Origin of the sequence: Alloalcanivorax gelatiniphagus, assembly GCF_005938655.1 — a bacterium.
In the GTDB taxonomy this organism is placed as follows: domain Bacteria; phylum Pseudomonadota; class Gammaproteobacteria; order Pseudomonadales; family Alcanivoracaceae; genus Alloalcanivorax; species Alloalcanivorax gelatiniphagus.
This window is the reverse complement of the sequence record NZ_VCQT01000045.1, coordinates 132,546-154,963: the sequence shown is the minus strand read 5'-3', so window position 1 is coordinate 154,963 and position 22,418 is coordinate 132,546. Positions and strand designations below refer to the sequence as shown.

The following is a 22,418-nucleotide window of genomic DNA, read 5'->3' as shown; positions in this document are numbered from 1 at the left end:
GCCGTGCCCCAGGAACCGTCAGCCCATGAGCCGGAGTGACGCGCCGGAACGCATCGACATCACCCACTTCAAGGGCGTGGGCCCGCGGGCGGCGGAACGGCTCGCCAAACTTGGCCTGCACACCCTGGAAGACGTGCTCTTCCACCTGCCGTTCCGCTACGAGGATCGCACCCGCATCACCCCCATCGGCCGACTGCGGCCGGAGCAGGGCGTGGTCATCGAGGGCGAGGTGCTGGCCGCCGACGTGGTGTTCGGCAAGCGCCGTTCGTTGCTGTGCAAGGTGGGCGACGGCACCGGCATGGTGGTGCTGCGGTTCTACCATTTCAGCGCGGCACAGAAGAATTACCTGGAAAAGGGCCGGCCGATCCGGGTGTATGGCGAGCCCCGCCCCGGCGCCGCCGGGCTGGAGTTCTACCACCCGGAATACCAGACCGGCCCGGACCTGCCGCCGCTGGAAAAATCCCTGACGCCGGTCTATCCCACCACCGACGGCGTCAGCCAGAAGCTGCTGCGCAATCTGGCCGGCCAGGCCCTGGAGTGGCTGGTCACCCACGAGCCGGAGGAACTGATTCCCGCCGGGCTGCTCGACCGCAGCGGCCTGCCCGGCCTGGCGGAAGCGCTCAGCAAGCTGCATCACCCGCAACCGGACGATCCGGTGGATCTGCTGCTGGACGGCAACCATCCGGCGGTAAAACGGCTGGTGATGGAAGAGATGGTGGCCCATCAACTCGGCATGCTGGCCAAGCGGGCGGGCCAGAAAGCGCTGGAAGCACCGCGACTGGAGGGCGACCGGCTCACCGCCCGGCTGCTCGACAGCCTGCCGTTCCGGCTGACCGGCGCCCAGCAGCGGGTGATCGGCGAGATCCGCGCCGATCTGCGCCGCGACCACCCGATGCTGCGGCTGATCCAGGGCGATGTGGGCTCCGGCAAAACCCTGGTGGCCGCCGCCGCCGCCCTGGTGGCCATGGAGTCCGGTTACCAGGTGGCGCTGATGGCGCCCACCGAACTGCTGGCGGAACAGCACCTGAACAATTTCCGCCACTGGCTGGCGCCCCTGGGCATCGACGTGCACTGGCTGGCGGGCAGCGTCGGCGTGCGCGCCCGGCGGGACACCCTGGCGGCCCTGGCCGACGGCAGCGCCGCCCTGGTGGTGGGCACCCACGCCCTGTTCCAGGAGGCGGTGGCGTTCCAGCGGCTGGGGCTGATCATTATCGACGAGCAGCACCGCTTCGGCGTACAGCAGCGGCTGGCGCTGCGTGAGAAAGGCCGGTTCGGCAACCAGGTGCCCCACCAGCTCACCCTCACCGCCACGCCGATTCCGCGCACCCTGGCGATGAGCGTCTACGGCGACCTGGACACTTCGGTGATCGACGAAATGCCGCCCGGGCGCAAACCGATCCAGACCCTGGCGCTGCCCACCTCCCGCCGCGACGATGTGGTAGCGCGCATCCGCGCCGCCTGCCTGGACGGCACCCAGGCCTACTGGGTGTGCACCCTGATCGAGGAATCCGACGAACTGCAGGCCCAGGCCGCCGAGGCCACCTACGAGACTCTGCGCGAAGCCCTGCCGGAACTGACCGTGGAGATGGTCCACGGCCGCATGAAGGCCAAGGAAAAGCAGGAACGGATGGCGCGCTTCTCCCGGGGCGAGGCCCAGCTGCTGGTGGCCACCACGGTGATCGAAGTGGGCGTGGACGTGCCCAATGCCACCCTGATGGTGATGGAGAACGCGGAACGGCTGGGGCTGGCCCAGCTTCACCAGCTGCGCGGGCGGGTCGGGCGCGGCGGTGACCAGAGCTATTGTCTGCTGCTGTATCAGACGCCCCTGTCGCACACCGCCAAACGGCGGCTGACAGTGATGCGCGAAACCAGCGACGGTTTCGTCATCGCCGAAGAGGATCTCAAGCTGCGCGGCCCCGGCGAATGGCTGGGTACGCGACAAACCGGTGATCTGGCGTTCCGCATCGCCGATCTGGTCCGTGACGAGGCACTGATGGCCCCCGCCCGCCGGGTGGCCGCCGAACTGCTGGCGAACCATCCCCATCAGGTGGACCGGTTACTGCGGCGCTGGCTGAGAGGCGGCGAGGATTTCGCCGACGTGTAACGCCCGCGCCAACCACGGCACCCCGGGGCGCGAGCCCGGGCGGGTACCGAAAGCGGGGCTTAATCGGTGTGGCGGGACTTAATTGGCTGCCGGGCTATCGGCGGCGGGGCTCGGCGCGGTCAGTTCCGTCCAGGCGTCCTTGGTGTGTTCCCAGGCATTGCCGAAACGGACCTTGGCGGCGTCCCAGTTGTCAGCGGACGCGGCTTTCAATTCCTGATATTTGCGACCCAGATCTTCACGCTGATCCTTCATCTCGCTGAGCGCTTCCTGCTTCTCCAGGCGCGCGTCCTGGGACATGTCCTGCCAGTTGGCGTCGATATTGGCGCGGGCATTGTCGATGTCTTCGTCCAGGGCGGTCATGGCCTGGCTCAACGCGGTCAACGCCTGATCCTTCTGCTCCACGGAAAAGCGTTTGATCGCTTCCCAGGTGTCGTGCATCTGGACCTGAACGTTTTGCTGCTCGGGTTGCTTCACGTTGGGAACGCCTTCGGTGGCGTCCTGTGCCCAGCTGCTGGCGGTGGTGGCCGTCATCAAGGCGGCGGCAAGAAGAAGGGAAGGTCGTCGCATGGGGTCTCTCCGGGAATTCGGCACTGATACTCCTCTATTATCGTCTTCCCTATTACACATGGGTGCAAAACACTGAAAAACAAGGGGGGGTCTCAGGACTCCTGGCGGAAGCGGTCGGGACTGACGCCGTACCAGCGTTTGAAGGCCTTGCCGAAGTTGCTGGCGTCGGAGAAGCCCAGGCGCCGGGCCACTTCCCCCACCGCCAGCCCGTCGCGGCGCAACCAGTCGGCGGCCTGCTCGGCCCGCTGCTCTTCGATCAGCTTGCGATAACCGCTGCCGGCCTCCGCCAGGTGCCGGCGCAGTGAGCGCTCACTAAGATTCACCGACCCGGCCAGTTCCGCCAGCGACGGCGGGTTGTCCGGACGCAGCCGCAACAGCCCGCGCAGGGTGCGGATCAGCGGTGGTGACCGGTCCAGCTCCGCCAGCGCCAGCTCCGCCAGCTGTTCGTGCTGCCGGCACAGGGCCGCGTCGCCCAACGGCAGGGGATCGCGCAGGCCGCCGGCCTGGTGCCAGACCACATTGCGTTCACAACCAAAGCGCACCTCCACGCCCAGCCGCTCCCGCCACAGCGCCGCCGCCGCCGGCCGGGGGCGGCTCAGTTCGATATCGCGGACCACGCCGGCCGGCGCCACCCGCTGCAGATGTTTCACATGCACCGCCACGAACGCGTCCAGGGCGCAGGCGTGCACCGGCTCGTTGGGCAGCGCCTGGATCGCCAGGCCCTCGGCGCCGGGCCGGTGCAGGCGCGACACCGTGACGCTGGTGGAGATCAGCGCCTGGAAACGCACCACCAGATCCAGTACCCGATCCAGGGTCGGCGCGGTCTGCACCAGCAGACCCAGCAACCGCAGGTGCATGGGCTGCGCCACCTGGCCCACGCGCAGGCCGATGGCCGGGTCACCGCTGAGCTGTTCCGCCGCCGCCCACAGCCGGCTCATCATCGCCACCGGCACGCGCCCGCCGGGCTCGGTGCCCAGCAGGGCCGGCTCCAGCCCGGCCGCTTCCAGCAGCGCCGACGGCGACACACCGGCGCGCTCCAGGGTGCCGACCAGCGCCAGCGGCCAGGCGGCCACGGTGGTGGCGGCGGTCACCGGGCACCATCCGCTGGCCGTTTGCCACCTTGGTGTGGACGGAGCGCGAGGCCAGACTGCTGCCAGGCATTCCAATAAGGACAAGATCCCATGCGATACCTTTTTATTTTGTTAACGTTGGCGCTGGCCGCCTGCGGGGACGACAACACCACGGTAACAGAAACCCGACCGCCGGCGCCGGACGCCCTGACGGCACACTCCCAGGTGTTTAAACAAGGGGTTGAGAAAGTCACCGACGGCGTCTATGTGGCGATCGGCTACGGGCTGGCCAATTCCATTATGCTGGAAGGGGACGATGGCATCATCATCGTCGATACCATGGAAACCGTGGAGGAAGGGCACCGGGTGCTGGCGGCATTCCGCGAAATCACCGACAAGCCGATCAAGGCCCTGATCTACACCCACAACCACGCCGACCATGTGTTCGGCGCCCGTGCGTTCGCCGCGCCCGGGGAGGTGCCGGTGTACGCCCACGAAAGCACCGGCTACTACATCAACCGGGTGGTCAACCAGATCCGCCCGATCATCACCGCCCGCTCCATGCGCATGTTCGGGCACCATCTGCCGGACGGCGAGCGGATCAACGATGGCATCGGCCCGTTCCTCGGGGTGGCCGAGGACAGCGAACTGTTCGCCCTGCCGCCGGACCACACCGTGGACGAGCAACTGGAAGTGACCATCGCCGGCCTGCGCCTGCAACTGGTGCACGCACCGGGGGAAACCAACGACCAGTTGTTCGTGTGGCTGCCGGACAAGAAGGTGGTGCTCTCCGGCGACAACATCTATCAAGCGTTCCCGAACCTGTACACCATTCGCGGCACCCCCTACCGGGACACCCAACAATGGGTGGCCAGCCTGGACAAGATCCGCGCCCTGGGCGCCGACTATCTGGTGCCCAGCCACACCCGGCCGCTCAAAGGCGCCGACACCATCGAAGAAACGCTGACCGCCTACCGGGACGCGATCCAATACGTGCACGACCAGACCCTGCGTTATATGAACAAGGGCTACACCCCTGACCAGATCGTCGAGCGGGTGCATCTGCCGCCGCATCTGGCCGAAAACCCCTGGCTGCAGCCGTTCTACGGCAAGGTCAGTTGGTCGATCCGGTCGGTGTTCGACGGCTATCTGGGCTGGTTCGACGGCAACCCGAGCACCCTGCAGCCGTTGCCGGAGGGTGAGCGAGCCCGTCATATGGCGGACCTGGCCGGCGGCGAGAGCGCCCTGCTGGACAAGGCCCGCGAGGCGCTGGTCCAGGGTGACGCCCAATGGGCGCTGAGCCTGACTGACGATCTGGCGGTGCTGCGCCCGGACGACGACCAGGTGGCCGATCTGCGCGCCGCCGCCCTGCGCCGGCTGGCCGAGGGCGAAGCCAACCCCAATGCCCGCAATTATTATTTCACCTCTGCCCGGGAAGCCGCCGACGGGCTCAAGCCGGGCTTCCGGACGCTGCCGCCGGACGGCTTCCTGGCCACCCTGCCCATCGACAACTTCCTGAACGCCATGCCGGCGTTCCTGAAGGCCGAGGACACCCTGGACGCGGAAGAAAAGCTGGGCTTCGAGTTCACCGATTCCGGCCGTGCCTTCACCCTGGTGATCCGCCACGGGGTGGCCGTGGTGCACGAGGGCCTGGACGATGACACCGCCGCCGTGCTGGTCACCCGCGAGCCGGTCTGGAAGCAGATCGCCGCCGGCCAACGCAATCCGGCCATGGCCCTGGCCGGGGACGACCTGGACATTCGCGGCGGCAAGATCGCGGCGCTGCGCATTCTCGGCTACTTCGAAAAAATGGACTGAAGGCCGGCCTGCAACGGCGCCGCGAACTTGCCCGATGGCCGGCAATCAAGGCATGCTCCCGAACCATGGTGCGGCGCCAGCCGCACCTTTTTTAATGGAACCAACGGGAATTCGCCATGATGCGCCGCTCCGGGCAACCGCCCCTATTGATCGCCTCCGCCCTGGCCCTGGCCTTGTCGCTGGCCGCCTGCGACAACAGCAACCAGGCACCGCCCAAGCAGGACGCCGGCACCGACAGCGGCACTGAACAACCGGCGGCACCGGACAGCGGCACCCCGGCGGAGAGCAGCCGCCCGGTGCCCGCCAAGCTGGACCACCAGATGGAAACCCTGGAGCGGCGCCCGGAGGGCTGCGACGGCGACGACTGCCCCAAGTTCGAGGTACGCCTGCAGGTCTATGAGGGGCAACCGGAACTGAACGCGGCGGTGCGCCGCCAGCTCGCCTCGCAGCTGGTGGTCAGCGGCGAAAACCCGGACAGCCCGGACAGCCTGGAGGCCGCCGCCGGGCAGTTTCTCGACACCGCCGCCGGCCTCTCCGGCGAGGACAGCCATGGCTGGGAACTGTCCGGCGACACCAAGCAGCTGGGTCGCTGGAAGGACCTGGTCACCATCGCCATCAACACCTATGAATTCACCGGCGGCGCCCACGGCCTGCCGGTCACCCGCTGGCTGAACTGGGATCTGGGCGAGAACCACGCGGTGCCGCTGGGCCGGTTGATCGAGCCCGGCCAGGAGCAGGCGTTCTGGGACGCCGCCGAGCGGGCCCATGGCCGCTGGGTGGAAAAGGAAGCGCCGTCGGACAGCGGCTTCCGCGATGACTGGCCGTTCCAGCAGACCGATTCCTACCGGCTCACCCGCAACGGTGTGCTGCTGCACTACAACGTGTACAGCATCGCCCCCTATGCCATGGGCCAGCCCCAACTGACCGTGCCCTGGAAGGACCTGGAAGGCGTGGTGCGGCCGCGTTACCGGCCACATTGAAACCCGCTCAGCCCGGAGCGCTGGACCCCAGGCACAACTGCAGCCAGCGCTCCACCCCGGGGCTGCGGTATTTTTCCCGGTGCAGTACAAAGTAGAAGGCGCGGCTGAAATCCCGGTGCGGCACCGCCAGCGGCACCAGGGAGCCGCGCCGGAACGCCTCGCGCAGGGACACCCGCGACAGGCAGCTGATGCCCAGGCCGGTTTCCACCGCCCGTTTGATCGCCTCGGTGTGCTCCAGCTCCAGCAACAGGTGCAGATCCGACAGGATGCCATGCATGCCGCGCTCGAAGGTCTGACGAGTGCCGGAGCCGGGCTCGCGGACGATCCAGGTGGCGGCCTTCAGGTCCTCATCGTCGAGCCGCTCGCGGCCGGCCAGGGGGTGGTCCGGCGCGCAGAACACCACCAGCTCGTCGTCCCGCCAGGGCAGCAGGTCCAGATCACGGTGATTGATTTCGCCCTCGATCAGACCCAGATCAAGGTCGAAGCCCAATACCCGATCAACAATATTGCGAGTGTTGGCCACTTCCAGTTGCACCCGGGCGCCGGGCTGCTCGGCCATGTAGCGGGCCATGATGCTGACCGCCAGATAGTTGCCGATGGTGAGGGTCGCCCCCACCTTGAGCTGCCCCAGGGCCTGGTGGGCCAGCAGGCCGGCTTCCAGATCCCGGGCCTGGGCCAGCAGCGCCTCCGCCCGGGGCCAGAGCTGGCGGCCCAGTTCGTTGAGGCGCAGCCGCTTGCCGGCGCGCTCGAACAGCTTCACCTCGAACTGGGATTCCAGTTCCTTGAGCGCCCCGGAGGCGGCGGATTGGGACATGCTGAGATGGGCGGCGGCACGGCTGACGTTCTCGAAATGGGCGGTGGCGAGGAAGACTTCCAGCTGCCGGAGGGTATAGCGCATGGCGGTAATCCAGTGTATATATGCGTCCGCGGCGCACAAATGGGAACTATTAGCGTTTAATTATCGGCGGAGCCGATATCAAATATCGGAATTACCCATTTTACCGATATCAGCAAAATGGTTACATTCTCACCAACTGAAGATTTCGGAATAAAAGCGCATTAGCTTATGTCAAATTTGAATACTGAAACCGTCACCAGCGTCCACCATTGGAACGACACGCTGTTCAGCTTCACCACCAGCCGGGACCCGGGTTTCCGCTTCAAGAACGGTCATTTCACCATGATCGGCCTGGAGCAGGAGGGTGGCCGGCCGCTGCTGCGCGCCTATTCCATCGCCAGCGCCAACTACGAGGAAGAGCTGGAGTTCTTCAGCATCAAGGTGCCGGACGGCCCGCTCACCTCGCAGCTGCAGAAAATCCAGCCCGGCGACAAGATCTACGTGAGCCGCAAGCCCACCGGCACCCTGGTGGCAGACCACCTGCTGCCGGGCAAACGCCTGTGGCTGCTGTCCACTGGCACCGGCCTGGCGCCGTTCATGAGCATCATCAAGGACCCGGAGATCTACGATCAGTTCGACCAGGTGATCCTGACCCACGGGGTGCGTTACACCTCCGAGCTGGCTTACAAGGACATCATCGAGAACGAACTGCCGAACAACGAATTCTTCGGTGAGTACGTGCGCGACCAGCTGCTGTACTACCCCACCGTGACCCGGGAGCCGTACCGCAACAAGGGCCGCCTCACCGACCTGATGACCTCCGGCAAGATCTTCGAGGATCTCAACCTGCCGAAGCCGAATCTGGAAGAAGACCGCTTCATGCTGTGTGGCAGCCCGGCGATGCTCAAGGACCTGACCGATATTCTCGACGGCTGGGGCTTCCGCGAGTCCCGGGGCGGCAACGCCCACGAGTACGTGATCGAACGGGCCTTCGTCGAAAAGTAATCGCGCTGAATCTTCAGTATTCCGCCCCGCCGCCCGGCGGGGTTTTTTGTTTATCGCGGCTTTAGCCGCGATGGATTTTTTATTCGTTATTGATGGATTCCGTGGCCGCTTTCCATGACAACCGCCATGCGGACCGGTATGTTTCCGCGATTCAGCCGCCAAGGAGATTCACGCCATGTCCTCCCTGATTTCCAGCCTAACGGCCATTCTGCCCCTGGTGATCCCCGCGCTGGTAGGCATTGTGCTGGGCATCGTCTTCCACAAACGGTCGCCCAAGGCCGCGACCATGGTGATCATCGCCTGCATTCTGTTGCTGCTTCAGTCCGTGTTCACCGTGTTCACCATGACCGTTCTGATCGACCTGGCCGGCAGCGGCTCCCTCAGCTGGGACATGTACGGCATTCTGGTGTCCTCGGTACACTTCGTGTTCGGCGTCTCGGTGACCGGCCTGTTGCTGGCGGCGGCGTTCGTGGAGCGTCCGGCGGCGCCGGTGCCGGCGAGCACGGCGCACGCCGTCGCCAACACCGCCCTGCGCCCGCACCGGGGCACCGCCATGCTGGTCATGGGGCTGCTGGGGATGCTGGTGTTCGCGCCAATCGGCACCGTGGCCTGGATTCTGGCGGCCCGGGACCTGGGCGCCATGAACCGGGGCGAGATGGACCCCGAGGGCCGTGGCCAGACCACCGCCGGGCTGGTGCTGGGCATCATCGCCACGGTGCTGATGGTGCTGGCGCTGATCGGCGCCGGGTTCTTCCTGTATTCGCTGAGCCAGATGAACTGGTCCCCGCTCTGACGCCATGAAGCCGCAAGCCATCGGCGTGGTCGGCGCCGGCACCGCCGGCCTGGCCAGTGCCTGCCTGCTGGCCCGGCAAGGCCACCGCGTCACCCTGATCGAGCAGGCCCCGGCGCCCGCGCCGGTGGGCGCCGGCCTGCTGCTGCAGCCGTCGGGGCTGACGGTACTCACCGAGATGGGGCTGGCCGGCCCGATCCGCGAACGCGGCGCGCCGATTCACAGCCTGTTCGGCGACACCCCGGAAGGCCGCACCGTGATGCAGGTGCGCTACGCCAGCCTGGAACCGGGCCTGGAAGGTCTGGGCGTGCACCGGGCCAGCCTCTGCCAGACCCTGGACGAAGCCCTCCAGGCCCTGCCCCATGAACGACTCACCGGCTCCCGGGTGCGCGCCCTGGCACACGGCGACGACCGGGTTTGGCTGGATCTGGATCAGGACGGCCACCACCGGCGCCGCCGCTTCGACGCGGTACTGGTGGCCAACGGCAGCCACAGCCGACTGCGCCCGCCGGCCTGGGTGCGCTATGACCGCCGCTACCCCTGGGGGGCGATCTGGGCGATGCGTCCCATGCCCACGGACCTGGACCCGAATTGCCTGCGGCAACGCTACCAGGGCGCCCACACCATGGCCGGCCTGCTGCCCACCGGGCGCTCGCCGGCGGCGCCGGATCAGAATCTGGTGAGCTTCTTCTGGAGTCTGACGGTCACGGAACTGGACCGCTGGCGGGCCGGCGAGGTGGATTTCCATGCCTGGAAGGCCCGGGCCCTGGAGGCCTGGCCCCGGCTGGCACCGGTGCTGGAAGGATTAAACGCGCCCTCGGACCTGCTGGTGGCCACCTATCGGGATGTGATCATGCGGCGCTGGGGCGCCGGTCGGCTGGGCTTTCTGGGCGACGCCGCCCACGCCATGAGCCCGCAGCTTGGCCAGGGCGCCAACATGGCGCTGCTGGACGCCCGGGAAATCGCCTCGGCGGTGGCCGCCAGCGCCGACTGGCCAGCGGTCTGGGCCCGTTACCACCGGGCCCGCCGGGGCGGCATCCGCTTTTATCAACGCATGAGCCGTTGGCTAACGCCAGCGTTCCAGTCCCACGGGCGCCTGGTACCGGCCGCCCGCGATGCCCTGTTCCCGGCCATGGACCGGGTGCCCTGGCTGCGCCGGGAAATGGCGCGCACCACGGCGGGCCTGAAGACCGGCTTTATGCGCTAGGAACGGCCAGGCGCTCCGCTTTAGCCGCCAGGCCGCTATCGCTCCCAGCTGCTTTCCGGCATGCGCTGCAGATGAAGATGGCTGATCAGCCGCAGGGTGGGGCGGATCAGAAACTGAAAACTGCCGATGATGAACATCCAGGCGGCGGGTTGCGCCAGGCTGGGGTAGAGAAACAGAATGCTGCCCAGCAGAAACCAGATAGCGATCAGAAAATCGTTGATGATGCTCAGCGTCTCATAGCGTCGCCGGATCACCAGTTCCTCATGCCCCAGATGCAGCGTTAGCGGGTCGTCGACTCGACGGTGCGCCATGCTCTCCTCCCTTATTGCTCCAATCAGCGTGTTTTTGGCCCTCGCAAAGCGACCGGTTGTTCATTGGCATCGACGGCGGCGGGCTGCTCGTCCAGATCGCGCACCATGCCGCAGGCCACGCACTCCATCCAGATGCGCTCGCCGTCCAGGCAGCGCTGGACACGATCCATGGCGCCGCAGGACGGGCAGGCGGCGCCGGCGATGAACTGACGTTTCATGATTTGGCTCCTTGGGGATCGCGGGGATCGCGACTGAAGTCGCTCCTACAAGGTTGCGCGCCCGTGCTTGTAGGAGCGGCTTCAGCCGCGATCCGGCTTATCCTTCAATGCCGCTGTGGCGCAGCAGGGGTTCCACGCTGGGCTCCCGGCCACGGAAGGCCACGAACAGGTCCATGGGTTCCTGGCTGCCGCCCAGGGCAAGGATTTTCTCGCGGAAGTCCCGGCCGGTGTCGGCGTTGAACGGGCCTTCTTCCTCGAACCGGGAATAGGCGTCACAGGACAGCACCTCCGCCCATTTGTAGCTGTAATAGCCCGCCGCGTACCCGCCGGCGAAAATGTGCGAGAACCCGTTCTGGAAGCGGTTGAACGCCGGCGGCCGCACCACCGACACTTCCTCGCGCACTTCGTCGAGCACCTGCTGGATGCTCAGGCCCTCACCGTATTCCGCGTGCAGGCGCATGTCGAACAGGGAGAATTCCAGCTGCCGCATCATGCCCATGGCGCTGTGGAAATTCTTGGCCGCCAGCATCCTGTCGAGCATTTCCTTGGGCAGCGGCTCGCCGCTTTCATAGTGGCCGGAAATCAGCGCCAGGCCTTCCTCGGTCCAGCACCAGTTCTCGAGAAACTGGCTGGGCAGCTCCACCGCGTCCCAGGCCACGCCATTGATGCCGGAAATGCCCGGCACGTCCTGCTCGGTGAGCATATGGTGCAGACCGTGGCCAAACTCGTGGAACAGGGTCACCACCTCGTCGTGGGTGAGCAGGCCGGGCTTGCCGCCGGCCGGCGGCGCGAAGTTACAGGTGAGGTAGGCCACCGGCGTTTGCAGGGAGCCGTCCGGGCGGCGCCGACGGATGCGGGCGTCGTCCATCCAGGCGCCACCGCGTTTGCCGGTGCGCGCGTACATGTCCAGATAAAAGGCGGCGCGCACGCTGCCGTCGTCGTCCACCAGTTCGTAGAAACGCACGTCCGGGTGCCAGGTGTCCACGTCCTCGCGGGGCAGGAAGCGGATGCCGAACAGCCGGCCCACCACCTGGAACATGCCGTCGATCACGGTCTCCGCCGGGAACCAGGGCCGCAGCGCTTCCTCGGACAGGTCATAGCGCGCTTCGCGCAGCCGCTCGCTCCAGAAACCCAGGTCCCAGGGCTGCAGATCGTCGGCGCCCTGTTCGGCGGCGAACGCCTCCAACTCCGCCAGTTCCTGCTCGGCCTGGGGTTTGGCGCGCCGCGCCAGGTCACGCAGGAAAGTAGTGACCTCGTCCACGTCCCGGGCCATCTTGGTGGCCAGGGATTTGTCCGCGTAATGGGCGAAGCCGAGCAGATTGGCCTGCTCGTGGCGCAGCTTGAGAATCTCGTCCATCACCGCCGCGTTGTCGTACTCACCGGCCTGGGGCCCCTGGTCGGAGGCCCGGGTGGTGAAGGCGCGGTACATTTCCTCGCGTAGGGCACGGTTGCGGGCATGGCTCATCACCGCGAAGAACACCGGCACATCCAGGGTCAGCAGCCAGCCTTCCTCCAGGCCCTCGGCGCGGGCCCGGTCGGCGGTGCCGGCCAGGGCAGTTTCCGGCAGGCCGACCAGCTCGCTCTCATCGGTGACGTGTTTTTTCCAGGCCTGGGTGGCGTCCAGCAGGTTGTTCTCGAAGCGGGTGGTCAGCTCCGACAGCCGCTTGGCGTTCTCCATGTACTGTTTTTTCTGCTCCCCGGAAAGGGCCACGCCGGACAGCCGGAAATCACGCAGGGTATTGTCGATGTCCTTGCGCTGGGCCGGGGTAAGCTGCTGGAATTCGTCGCTGTCGCGCAGTGCCTGGTAGGCGGCGAACAGGTCTTCGTTCTGGCCCACCTCGGTGCCGTATTCGCTGAGCAGCGGCAGGCAGGCGTTGTAGGCTTCACGCAGGGTCTCATTCTGGGCCACCGCATTGAGATGCCCCACCGGGCCGAATGCCTTGCCCAGCCGGTCATCTTCCTCGGCCAGGGTCTGCTCCAGAGCGCGGTAGCTGAAATCGCCCTTGGCCAGCACCTCGCGGATGCGCTCGCGGCCGGCCGCCACCAGGGCTTCCACCGCCGGCTGGACGTGCTCGGGGCGGATTTCGGAGAACGGGGGCAGATCCGGATAATCGATCAGCGGATTGTGGCTCATGGGACCTCTCGGTATAAACGGGTAAACACGATATCAGGAGCATTAAGATGGGGATTCGTCACTTCCAGAACAAGGCACCGGCACTGGGCCAGCGGGTCTACGTGGACCCGGCCGCCACCGTGATCGGTGACGTGGTGCTTGGCGACGACAGTTCCCTGTGGCCCGGGGCCGTGGTGCGCGGCGACATGCACCGTATCCGCGTGGGCGCCCGCACCAGCGTCCAGGATAACGCGGTGCTGCACATCACACACGCTTCGGAGTTCAATCCCGACGGCTTTCCCCTGGAGATCGGCGAGGATGTGACCATCGGTCACCAGGCCATGCTGCATGGTTGCACCGTGGGCGACCGGGTGATGATCGGCATGCAGGCCATGATCATGGACGGCGCGGTGGTGGAAAGCGATGTGATGCTGGCCGCCGGCAGCCTGGTGAGCCCGGGCAAGCGGCTGGAATCCGGCTGGTTGTACCGGGGCAGGCCGGCGCGGCCGGTGCGCGAACTGACCGAGAAGGAGCGCCGCTTTCTGCCCTATGTGGCCGGCAACTACGTGAAGCTCAAGGACCAGTACCTGAACCCCTGACGCCGGTGGTGTCCGCTGTAGGAGCGGCTTCAGCCGCGAAAACGGCGTGCGGGCAGCGGCCCGGCCTGATCGCGGCTGAAGCCGCTCCTACAGGGGGGGAAGGATCGGCACGCCGGGCATCAGATCGCCCACATGAACGACAGATTGCCGAAGCTGACCAGGTCGTTGCTGTCGCGCAGGGGCGAGGTGGAAGTCTGCAGCGTCATGGTGAAACTGAAACCGTCGTTGCGCACGCCGAAGCCGCCGATGGCGGCGCCGGTGAAGTCCCGGGCCTTGATGTCGTAGAGGTCGCCGTGCTCCTCGATGTAGGAGTAGCCGTTGTACTGGCCGGCCAGGCCCAGGAACAGCTCCCAGCCGAAACCGCGATGGTCGAACAGGCCCACCAGGGAGCCGGCGGTGCCGATGCCGGCGTAGTCGGGGATGAAATTGCCCGGCAGATTGCGCCCGAAGCGCACGAAACCGCCGGCCTGGGCGTTGCCGTCAAAGTTGTTGGCGTCCACGCTCCAGGCGGTGCCCAGTTCGGTTTGATAGCCGTTATCGCCGGTATGGCGGAACAGCCGATGGGCATGCAGAAACCAGACGCCGCCGATGGCATCCGGCCCGAGCTGGTTGTCCCACCCCTGGGGTTCGTTGGAGCCCACCACCCGGTGCACGAATTTCTGGCTGTTCTCGGCGCCGGAGTCCGGGCCCACCACCCCGGCGCGCACACCGTAACCGAACAGGTTGCGCTGATCCCAGCTGAACAGCCCCAATTCCAGATTGGAGTAGCCCACATAGGGCAGGTCGCTGTAATCCGGCGTCGACCGCTCGATGTCCGAAGGGGTGATCATGATCTGCTGCAGGCTGACCGTGAGCGCGTGGTGTTCATCGCCGACCGCGATGCCGGGCAGCGGGTCCAGGGTGCGCGCCACCGCGCAGGTGGCGCCGCCGCCGTGCTCGCAGTCGGCCTGGCCGTCGCCCACCCAGCTGAAGCGCACGCCGTTGGTGTAGTTCTTGTCCTGGCCCAGGAACAAATCGTTGTCCCAGGAAAAGCCCAGGGTATCGGCCTGACCCCAAGCCGGACCCAGCAGGCCGACCAGTGCCACTACACCGTACAGTGCACGCATTGGTGAATCTCCACGAAACGCAAACGGGCAAGCACGCCGAGCGAACGGCGCCAATAAAAATAAAACAGGCGGAAAAGGTGGCCGCCCCGGCGACCACCGCACAATATTTCACCTTGTCAGCGCCGCCATCACCAGCGGCGCGACGACAAAATTTGTAAAACACCGGCGCCGTGGCCGGCCGGAGTCAGCCCTGGGCGTGCCGCAGCCCGGTGAGCACAGGAGCGGTTTCCGGACGGTGGCCGCGCCACACCTGGTAGGCCTCCGCCGCCTGCTCCACGAGCATGCCCAAGCCGTCGCACACCGCCACCGCGCCCGCCGCCCGCGCCCATTTCATGAACGGCGTGGGTTCGGCGCCATACACCATGTCATACGCCACCGTGGCCTCACCGACCAGACCGTCGGGCAGCGGCGGCATGTCGCCGTGCAGGCCGGCGGAGATGGCGTTGATGATCACGTCGAAGGGCCCTTGCAGGGCATCCAGGTCACTGGCGTACAGCGCAACGCCTGAACCCGCGAACCGCTCCACCAGGGTCTCCGCCCGGGCCACCGTGCGGTTGGCGATCACCAGTTGCGACGGGGCCTGGGCCAGCAGCGGGCCGAGCACGCCGCGCACCGCGCCGCCGGCCCCCAGGATCAGCAGGCGCTTATCGCCCAGGGCCCAGCCCTGATTGCCACGCAGATCCGCCACCAGGCCGGCGCCGTCGGTGTTGTCGCCGTGCAGCACCCCGTCGCGGCGCCACAGGGTGTTCACCGCGCCGGCCTGCCGGGCCCGGTCGGTGAGTTCATCGCACAGCTCCCAGGCCTGTTCCTTGAACGGCACGGTGACGTTGGCGCCGCGCCCGCCGGCGTCGAAGAACGCCGCCACCGCCGCCGGAAAGCCATCCACCGGCGCCTCGATGCGTTCGTAGCTCAGGTCCTCGCCGCGCTGGGCGGCGAAGGCGTGATGGATGTCCGGTGAGCGGGAATGGCGCACCGGATTGCCGAACACCGCGTAGCGATCGCTCATAGCCACTCCCGATGAACCAGAAACTTCTCGCACAGCTCCGCCTCCGGGGTTCCCGCCTGCGGTTGCCAGTCGTAGTCCCAGCGCACCAGCGGCGGCAGCGACATAAGAATGGACTCGGTGCGCCCGCCGGACTGCAGGCCGAACAGGGTGCCCCGGTCATAGACCAGATTGAATTCCACATAGCGGCCGCGCCGGTAGAGCTGGAAGTCCCGCTCGCGCTGGCCGAAGGGCGTGGCCTTGCGGCGCGCCACGATGGGCCGGTAGGCGCGCACGTAGGCGTCGCCGATGCTGCGCGTCAGGGCGAAGCTGTCCTCGAAACCGAGGCGGTTGAAGTCGTCGAAGAACAGGCCGCCCACGCCGCGCGGTTCATCCCGGTGTTTGATATGGAAATACCGGTCGCACCAGGCCTTGAACTCCGGGTAGATGTCCTCGCCGAACGGCGCGCAGGCGTCCCGGGCGGTGCGGTGCCAGGCCACCGCGTCTTCCTCGAAGCCATAGAACGGGGTCAGGTCGAAGCCACCCCCGAACCACCACACCGGCGCCTCGCCTTCTTTTTCGGCGACGAAGAAGCGCACGTTGGCGTGGCTGGTGGGCACATAGGGGTTGTGGGGATGGATCACCAGCGACACTCCCATGGCCTGGAACGAGCGCCCGGCCAGCTCCGGCCGGTGGGCGGAGGCGGACGGCGGCAGGCGGTCGCCGAACACATGGGAAAAGTTCACCCCGGCCTTCTCGAACACGGCGCCGTCGGCAAGCACCCGGCTGCGCCCGCCACCGCCTTCGGCCCGGTCCCAGGCGTCCTCGATAAACCGCCCGCCGCCGTCCTCGGCTTCCAGTTCCGCCACGATGCGATCCTGCAGTTCCAGCAACCAGGCCTTCACGGCCCGCGGGGACACGTCTTGCATGTTCTTCCTCAACGCAGCACGCGGCCGCTTTGCAAATCAATGATGGTGGAGGGGCGGGCGTGCGGATCACTGTCACCGGTGACCACGAAGTCCACGTCCTCGCCGAGATGGCGCGCCGCCAGAAAACGGTTGCGCGCGGAGGGCCGGCCGGCCCGGTTGGCGCTGGTGGAGACCAGCGGCGTTCCCAGCCCCCGGGCCAGGGCCCGGGCCACCGGATGCGGGCCGACCCGCACCGCCACCTTGTGGTGGGCGCCGCGAATCCAGGCCGGCACCCGCTCGGTGGCCGGCAGCAGGTAGGTCACCGGCGCCGGCCAAGTGGCGGCCAGATGGCGACGCTGGGCGTCGTCCAGAATCACCAGCCCGTCCAGCTGCTCCAGGTCAGCGGCCAGCAGGATCAGCCCTTTTTCCACCGGCCGCTGCTTGATCGCCAGCACCCGGCGCACCGCCGCTTCGTCAAAGGGGTCGCAGCCCAGGCCGTAAACGGTTTCCGTGGGATAGGCGATAACTCCGCCGGCGCGGAGGATGCGGAGGGCCGTGTCCAGATGCTGGTTCATGTGGGCTGACTGGTCGGATTAATAAACGGGATAATAAGGCAACGGGCGCAAGCATACCCGCTGCCACCGTGGCGCGGCCAGCCGGGTGCCCGGCCCGGTATCACTCCGGCGGCGCCGACCTGGCCGTGTAACCGCCGGCCACCCGCCGTACCCGCCCTTCCAGCTCCAGCTCCGCCAGCTGGTCGGCCAGTTCCGCCATCGGCAGGCCGCTGCGCCGGCACAGGCTATCCAGATCGTTGACGCCACCGGTGAAGTGGCCAAGCAGCCCGGTGGGCCGGGTGGCGTTGAGCGCGGGGCTGTGTTCCACCGTGCGGCGGAAGTCGCCGAAGGCGGCCAGCACGTCGTCCACGCTTTCCAGCCAGTTGGCGCCGTCGCGCAGCAGTCGGTGGCAGCCCTTGCTGAGCGGATTGTGCAGGGAGCCGGGCACGGCGAACACTTCCCGGCCCTGTTCGGCGGCGGTGCGGGCGGTGATCAGCGAGCCGCTGCGCAGCGCCGCCTCCACCACCACGGTGGCCAGACTCAAGCCGCTGATCACCCGGTTGCGCATGGGAAAGTGCGGCCCCAGCGGCCCGGCCCCGGGGCCGAACTCGGTGACCAGGGCGCCGCCGCCCTCGACGATGCGCTCGGCGAGGGCGGCATGGCGGGCCGGGTACACCCGGTCCGGCCCGCAGCCCAGCACCGCCACGGTGCGCCCGTCGGCGGCCAGGGCCCCCTGGTGGGCGGCGCCGTCCACCCCCAGGGCCAGGCCGCTGGTCACGGTGAAGCCGGCGGAGGCGAAGGCGCGGGCGAAACGGTGGGCGTTGTCCAGGCCATCGGCGCTGGCGCTGCGTGCGCCCACCATGGCCAGCTGCGGGGTGGCCAGCACCGCCGGGTCGCCGCGTACCGCCAGCACCCCCGGCGCGTCGTCCAGGTCCGCCAGCAACGAGGGATAGTCGGCGTCCCCCAGGGCCAGCCAGCGCCAGCCGTGGGCGGCCAGACTGTCCAGCACCGGCGCCAGGGTTTCAGGTTCACGCAGCAAGCGGGCATCGCCGGCCGGCGGCAGATGCTTCAGATAATCCAGCGGCCGGTGACGGTCCGGGGATCGTTCGCGCAGCGCCCGGCCAAGCCGGGCGGAGGCGGGGGAAAAGGCGGCGGCCAGGGCCAGCCGTTTAAGTTGAGAGTCCATCGCGCACCTCCCTGTGCGCGCCGGGAAGGTCAGTAACTGCCCTCCGGGCTTTCCACGATGTCTTTCATGTAAATGGGCCGGATCGATTCCATGATCAGGCCGTAGCTGACTTTTTCGTACACCCGGAACAGCACCAGGGTGCCGGAGCGGGAGCGGGGCAGGCGCACCGTCTCGTCGCGCTGACGGTCGCGCACCAGTTCGCCTTCCTGGAAGATATCCAGCACATGGCCGGGCTCCATGCCGTCGATTTCGCCCTTGTTGATCACCACCACGTCGTTACGGGCCACGCTGTTGATGCGGTCGAAGAAGCGGATGATGTGGCCGGTGGTTTTCTCCGCCGGCGCATGGGGATAGAGCACCGCGCGCACCCGCCGGTCCGGTTGCGGGAACAGGCGGTCGTCCACGCGCACGTCCTCGGAGGAGCGCACCAGCCTCATGGTGACCATGTCGTCGTCGTGGGCGGTGATGGTGGCCAGACCGATCTGGCGGGCCTCGTAGCCCAGCACTTCGTCGGTTTCCGGGTCCACATATTCCTCGCCCACCCGGTAGATGCCGTAGCGCGGCGGGGCGTTTTCGAACTGCTGCTCCGGATCGCGGGCATAGATGGTATCGCCCATGCCGTAGACCACCCGGCGGTCCTGGCCACCCACCACATAGGGCGCGGCCTTGATCTCGGCGCGGCTCACCACCAGGGCTTCCTTCAGGTAGCTCTGGATGGCGTTCATGGGAATGGCGGGAATGGCGCTGTCGCGGTCCATCTCGCGGGCCCGGGGTGACAGCTTGACGGTGCCGTCGGCCAACCGGGTGCGGCTCTTGCCATCGCGGCGCACCGTCAGGCGGGGCTCGCCATCGGTCCACAGCAGGCGGATTTCATCGCCGGGATAGATCAGATGCGGGTTGTCGATCTGAGGGTTGTCGTGCCAGAGTTCCGGCCACTGCCAGGGGTTCTCCAGGAACCGGGCACTGATGTCCCAGAGGGTGTCGCCCTTTTTCACGTAATAGACATCGGGATGGCCGTCACGCATGCGCACGGTGTCGGCGACCACCGCGGAGGCGATCGACCCCATTCCCAGACACAGGACCCCCAGACACAGGATTCGCCGCAGCGATTTCATCATCAGCGGATTCCTTTTATCATTATCGGCGTCCGCGAGAAGGCGGACGCACCCCCGGATCGAGCACAGTCGTTCCCGGATATTAGCAACGCGATCATAGATTTATCAACCGAATTTAAAGCAGCTTCGCAAGTAGCTGTTCGTCCGTAAAAGAGACCCACGGGAGCCCCATGGCAAAGCTGGAGATACTGGAATTTCCCGACCCACGGCTTCGCACCGTAGCAAAACCGGTGGAGCAGGTGGATGACGCGCTTCGCAAACTGATCGACGACATGATCGAGACCATGTACGACGCGTCCGGTATCGGCCTGGCGGCCACCCAGGTCAACGTGCATCAGCGCCTGCTGGTGATCGACGTGTCCGAGGAGCGCAACCAGCCTCTGGTATTCATCAATCCGGAGATCACCCCGCTCACCGAGGACCTGGCCCCCTACGAGGAGGGCTGCCTGTCGGTGCCCGGCTTCTATGAGGAAGTGCAGCGCCCGGCCAAGGTTCGCATCAACGCCCTGGACCGCGACGGCGAGCCCTTCGAGATCGTCACCGACGGCATCCTGGCCACCTGCATCCAGCACGAGATCGACCACCTGGACGGCAAGCTGTTCGTGGATTACGTGTCGCGGCTGAAGCGCGACCGGATCAAGAAGAAACTCCAGAAAATCCAGCGCCAGAACGCCTGATGAGCCTTTCCCCGCTCCGTCTCGCCTTCGCCGGTACGCCGGATTTCGCCGCCGTCAGCCTGCGCGCCCTGATCGACGGCCCCCATCAGATCGCCGCCGTGCTCACCCAGCCCGACCGGGGCGCCGGGCGCGGCAAGAAAGTGATGCAAAGCCCGGTGAAGCAGCTGGCCCTGGCCCACGACCTGCCGGTGCTGCAGCCGGAATCCCTGAAAGGCGAGGAGATTCAGCGCCAAATCGCCGACCTGGAGCTGGACGCGCTGATCGTGGTGGCCTACGGCCTGATCATCCCCCGGGCGGTGCTCGAACTGCCGCGTCTGGCCTGCGTCAATGTGCACGGCTCGCTGCTGCCGCGCTGGCGCGGCGCGGCGCCGATCCAGTGGGCCATCGTGGCCGGCGACACCGAGACCGGCAACACCATCATGAAGATGGACGCCGGCCTGGACACCGGCCCCATGCTGCTCAGCGAGGCCCTGACCATCGGCGACCGGGAGACCGGCGGCGAGCTGCATGACCGGCTGGCCGAGCAGGGCGCCCGGCTGCTGAGCACGGTGCTGGATGACCTGCCCGGCCATCTGGACCGGGCCGAGCCCCAGCCCGAGGACGGCGTCACCTACGCCCACAAACTGAGCAAGCCCGGCGCCCGCATCGACTTCGGTCTGCCGGCCCGGGGCATCGTCAACCGGGTACGCGCCTTCAACCCCTGGCCGGTGGCCTGGGTGGATCTGAACGGCCAGCCCCTGCGCATCTGGGGCGCGGAAGAAGCCCCGGAGGCCGGCGACGACCAGGCCGAGCCCGGCCGTATCCTGACGGTCAGCGACGACGGCCTGACGGTGGCCTGCGGCGACGGCGCCGTGCGCCTGACCCGGCTGCAATTACCCGGCAAGAAAACCCTGACCATGGCGGAAATCCGCCGTGGCCATCCCGATCTGTTCCAACCAGGAGCCCTCCTTGGCTGAAAGCCCCGATCCTCGTCTGGCGGCGGTACGCGCCCTCAACCGCGTGCTGCCCGGCCAGGGCGATGGCGCCAGCCTGCGCGAAGTGCTGCGCCGGGGCGTCCCCGACGGCAGCGCCGGTGGTCTCACCCGCGACCTGTGCTTCGGTGTGTGCCGCTATCTGCGCCCCCTTAATCAATGGCTCAACGATCAGCTCGAGAAGCCGCTCAAGGCCAAGGCCCAGCCGGTACGGCTGGCGCTGCTGTGCGGCATCTATGAACTCTGGTTCAGCGAGCGGCCGGCCCACGCGGTGGTCAACGCCTACCCGGAGCTGTGCCGGCGCCTCAAGGCCGGCTGGGCCAGCGGGCTGGCCAACGCGGTGCTGCGCAAGGCCGACCGCACCGATGCCGCCACCGCCTTCGCCGGCTACCCGCCGGCGGTGGCCGGCTCGCTGCCGGACTGGCTGTGGCGCCAGTTCGAAGCGGACTGGCCGGAGCAAGCCGGCGACCTGCTGCGCGCCAGCCTGGCACCGCCGCCCTTCACGCTGCGTGCGGACCGGCGCCGGCAGACTCGCGAGCAGGCCCTGGCGCTGCTGGGCGACGGCGCCCGGCCCGGCGAGCTGGCGCCCTGGAGCCTTTATCTGAGCCCGCCGCGCCCGGTGGGTGCCCTGCCGGACTTCGAGACCGGCGCCTTCTCGGTGCAGGACGAAGCCGCGCAGCTGCCGGCGGAATATCTCAACCTGCCCGCCGGCGGCCGGGTGCTGGACGCCTGCGCCGCCCCCGGCGGCAAGACCGGCCAGATTCTGGAAGCCTTCCCGGACGCCCGGGTCACCGCCCTGGATCTGGTGGCGTCGCGGCTGAACCGGGTGCGCGACACCCTGGCGCGCCTGGGCGTGGACGCCGAGCTGCGCGAGGGCGACGCCGCCGACCCCGCCGGCTGGTGGGACGGCACGCCCTTCGACGCCATCCTGCTGGACGCGCCCTGCTCCGCCACCGGCATCCTGCGCCGCCAACCGGATGTGAAGTGGCACCGGCGCCGGGACGACATCGCTCCGCTGGTGGATTTACAAGCACGGATGCTGGATGCACTATGGCCGCTCCTGCGCCCCGGTGGCCGGCTGGTGTACGCCACCTGTTCGGTGCTGCGCGCCGAGAACGACCAGCAGGTGGCGGCGTTTCTGGCGCGCACCGCGGACGCCGAGGACCATACGCCCCGCCCGGACGATGCGGTGGCGGTGCAGGCGGGCTGGCAATTGCTGCCCCGTGACGACGGCCCGGACGGGTTCTACCTTGCCTGTCTGGACAAAGCCCGCCTTGATGAAGGTGCTTAGGGCGATCA

Annotated in this window: 22 protein-coding genes; 10 read left to right on the top strand and 12 right to left on the bottom strand. The window is 67.5% G+C overall.

The features are described from left to right. Positions 1–25 precede the first annotated feature (25 nt). Entirely contained in the window at positions 26–2,104 is a 2,079-nt protein-coding gene (recG, locus tag FGS76_RS16460) for an ATP-dependent DNA helicase RecG (protein ID WP_138773739.1), read from the top strand. A gap of 78 nt (positions 2,105–2,182) precedes the next feature. On the opposite strand, the gene FGS76_RS16455 is transcribed toward recG, so the two are convergent. Further along, positions 2,183–2,671, bottom strand: a complete 489-nt coding sequence (locus FGS76_RS16455) for a sll1863 family stress response protein (RefSeq protein WP_138773738.1) — start codon at positions 2,669–2,671, stop codon at positions 2,183–2,185. Positions 2,672–2,763: 92 nt separating this feature from the next. Continuing rightward, a complete protein-coding gene (locus FGS76_RS16450; RefSeq protein WP_138773737.1) occupies positions 2,764–3,762 on the bottom strand; it encodes an AraC family transcriptional regulator in 999 nt (332 codons plus the stop codon). 90 nt (positions 3,763–3,852) lie between these two features. Between FGS76_RS16450 and FGS76_RS16445 the strand changes: the two genes are divergently transcribed. After that, positions 3,853–5,559 (top strand): alkyl sulfatase dimerization domain-containing protein, encoded by a 1,707-nt coding sequence (locus tag FGS76_RS16445; RefSeq protein WP_138773736.1) that lies wholly within the window; start codon positions 3,853–3,855, stop codon positions 5,557–5,559. A 116-nt stretch (positions 5,560–5,675) separates the two neighbouring features. Further along, entirely contained in the window at positions 5,676–6,539 is an 864-nt protein-coding gene (locus FGS76_RS16440) for a DUF3298 and DUF4163 domain-containing protein (protein ID WP_138773735.1), read from the top strand. A gap of 7 nt (positions 6,540–6,546) precedes the next feature. Here FGS76_RS16440 and FGS76_RS16435 read toward each other — a convergent pair whose 3' ends face one another. Continuing rightward, entirely contained in the window at positions 6,547–7,437 is an 891-nt protein-coding gene (locus FGS76_RS16435; protein WP_138773734.1) for a LysR family transcriptional regulator, read from the bottom strand. A 168-nt stretch (positions 7,438–7,605) separates the two neighbouring features. Between FGS76_RS16435 and FGS76_RS16430 the strand changes: the two genes are divergently transcribed. The 3 genes from FGS76_RS16430 to FGS76_RS16420 all read left to right on the top strand — a co-directional run bounded on the left by FGS76_RS16430 (position 7,606) and on the right by FGS76_RS16420 (position 10,379). Beyond that, positions 7,606–8,382: a ferredoxin--NADP reductase gene (locus FGS76_RS16430; RefSeq protein ID WP_138773733.1), complete on the top strand. Its 777-nt coding sequence runs from the start codon at positions 7,606–7,608 to the stop codon at positions 8,380–8,382. Between the two features lie 175 nt (positions 8,383–8,557). After that, positions 8,558–9,175 (top strand): hypothetical protein, encoded by a 618-nt coding sequence (locus FGS76_RS16425; RefSeq protein ID WP_138773732.1) that lies wholly within the window; start codon positions 8,558–8,560, stop codon positions 9,173–9,175. A 4-nt stretch (positions 9,176–9,179) separates the two neighbouring features. Further along, a complete protein-coding gene (locus FGS76_RS16420; protein WP_138773731.1) occupies positions 9,180–10,379 on the top strand; it encodes an FAD-dependent oxidoreductase in 1,200 nt (399 codons plus the stop codon). A 35-nt stretch (positions 10,380–10,414) separates the two neighbouring features. On the opposite strand, the gene FGS76_RS16415 is transcribed toward FGS76_RS16420, so the two are convergent. From FGS76_RS16415 to prlC, 3 genes are all read right to left on the bottom strand, one after another. Then, on the bottom strand, positions 10,415–10,690 hold the full coding sequence (locus tag FGS76_RS16415) for a YrhK family protein (protein ID WP_138773730.1): 276 nt from the start codon (positions 10,688–10,690) through the stop codon (positions 10,415–10,417). 23 nt (positions 10,691–10,713) lie between these two features. Continuing rightward, positions 10,714–10,908, bottom strand: a complete 195-nt coding sequence (locus tag FGS76_RS16410) for a YheV family putative metal-binding protein (RefSeq protein ID WP_138773729.1) — start codon at positions 10,906–10,908, stop codon at positions 10,714–10,716. A 97-nt stretch (positions 10,909–11,005) separates the two neighbouring features. After that, on the bottom strand, positions 11,006–13,042 hold the full coding sequence (gene prlC / locus FGS76_RS16405; RefSeq protein ID WP_138773728.1) for an oligopeptidase A: 2,037 nt from the start codon (positions 13,040–13,042) through the stop codon (positions 11,006–11,008). 47 nt (positions 13,043–13,089) lie between these two features. Here prlC and FGS76_RS16400 point away from each other — a divergent pair, with 47 nt between their 5' ends. Then, the gene (locus FGS76_RS16400) at positions 13,090–13,620 is read left to right on the top strand and encodes a gamma carbonic anhydrase family protein (protein ID WP_138773727.1); all 531 of its coding nucleotides are present in this window, start codon (positions 13,090–13,092) and stop codon (positions 13,618–13,620) included. Positions 13,621–13,739: 119 nt separating this feature from the next. On the opposite strand, the gene FGS76_RS16395 is transcribed toward FGS76_RS16400, so the two are convergent. From FGS76_RS16395 to FGS76_RS16370, 6 genes are all read right to left on the bottom strand, one after another. Then, on the bottom strand, positions 13,740–14,726 hold the full coding sequence (locus FGS76_RS16395) for a lipid A deacylase LpxR family protein (protein ID WP_138773726.1): 987 nt from the start codon (positions 14,724–14,726) through the stop codon (positions 13,740–13,742). A 184-nt stretch (positions 14,727–14,910) separates the two neighbouring features. Then, a complete protein-coding gene (gene aroE / locus FGS76_RS16390) occupies positions 14,911–15,732 on the bottom strand; it encodes a shikimate dehydrogenase (RefSeq protein WP_138773725.1) in 822 nt (273 codons plus the stop codon). Continuing rightward, positions 15,729–16,637 (bottom strand): oxygen-dependent coproporphyrinogen oxidase, encoded by a 909-nt coding sequence (gene hemF, locus FGS76_RS16385; protein ID WP_138773724.1) that lies wholly within the window; start codon positions 16,635–16,637, stop codon positions 15,729–15,731. The genes aroE and hemF overlap by 4 nt, the downstream gene beginning before the upstream one ends. A gap of 8 nt (positions 16,638–16,645) precedes the next feature. Next, on the bottom strand, positions 16,646–17,191 hold the full coding sequence (gene tsaC / locus FGS76_RS16380) for an L-threonylcarbamoyladenylate synthase type 1 TsaC (protein WP_138773723.1): 546 nt from the start codon (positions 17,189–17,191) through the stop codon (positions 16,646–16,648). 100 nt (positions 17,192–17,291) lie between these two features. Continuing rightward, complete coding sequence (dprA, locus tag FGS76_RS16375; protein ID WP_138773722.1) at positions 17,292–18,356, bottom strand: DNA-processing protein DprA; 1,065 nt, start codon at positions 18,354–18,356, stop codon at positions 17,292–17,294. A gap of 29 nt (positions 18,357–18,385) precedes the next feature. Beyond that, positions 18,386–19,474: a LysM peptidoglycan-binding domain-containing protein gene (locus FGS76_RS16370; RefSeq protein WP_205717281.1), complete on the bottom strand. Its 1,089-nt coding sequence runs from the start codon at positions 19,472–19,474 to the stop codon at positions 18,386–18,388. Between the two features lie 167 nt (positions 19,475–19,641). On the opposite strand from FGS76_RS16370, the gene def reads away from it, so the two are divergent. Genes def through rsmB form a run of 3 tightly spaced genes read left to right on the top strand, consistent with a single transcriptional unit; the run spans position 19,642 to position 22,410 of the window. Then, positions 19,642–20,148: a peptide deformylase gene (def, locus tag FGS76_RS16365; RefSeq protein WP_138773720.1), complete on the top strand. Its 507-nt coding sequence runs from the start codon at positions 19,642–19,644 to the stop codon at positions 20,146–20,148. Then, entirely contained in the window at positions 20,148–21,104 is a 957-nt protein-coding gene (gene fmt / locus FGS76_RS16360; RefSeq protein WP_138773719.1) for a methionyl-tRNA formyltransferase, read from the top strand. The genes def and fmt overlap by 1 nt, the downstream gene beginning before the upstream one ends. Next, positions 21,097–22,410 carry a 16S rRNA (cytosine(967)-C(5))-methyltransferase RsmB gene (rsmB, locus tag FGS76_RS16355; protein WP_138773718.1) on the top strand — a complete coding sequence of 438 codons (1,314 nt, stop codon included), beginning with the start codon at positions 21,097–21,099 and terminating at the stop codon, positions 22,408–22,410. Before fmt ends, rsmB begins: the two co-directional genes overlap by 8 nt. The last annotated feature ends 8 nt before the right edge of the window (positions 22,411–22,418 follow it).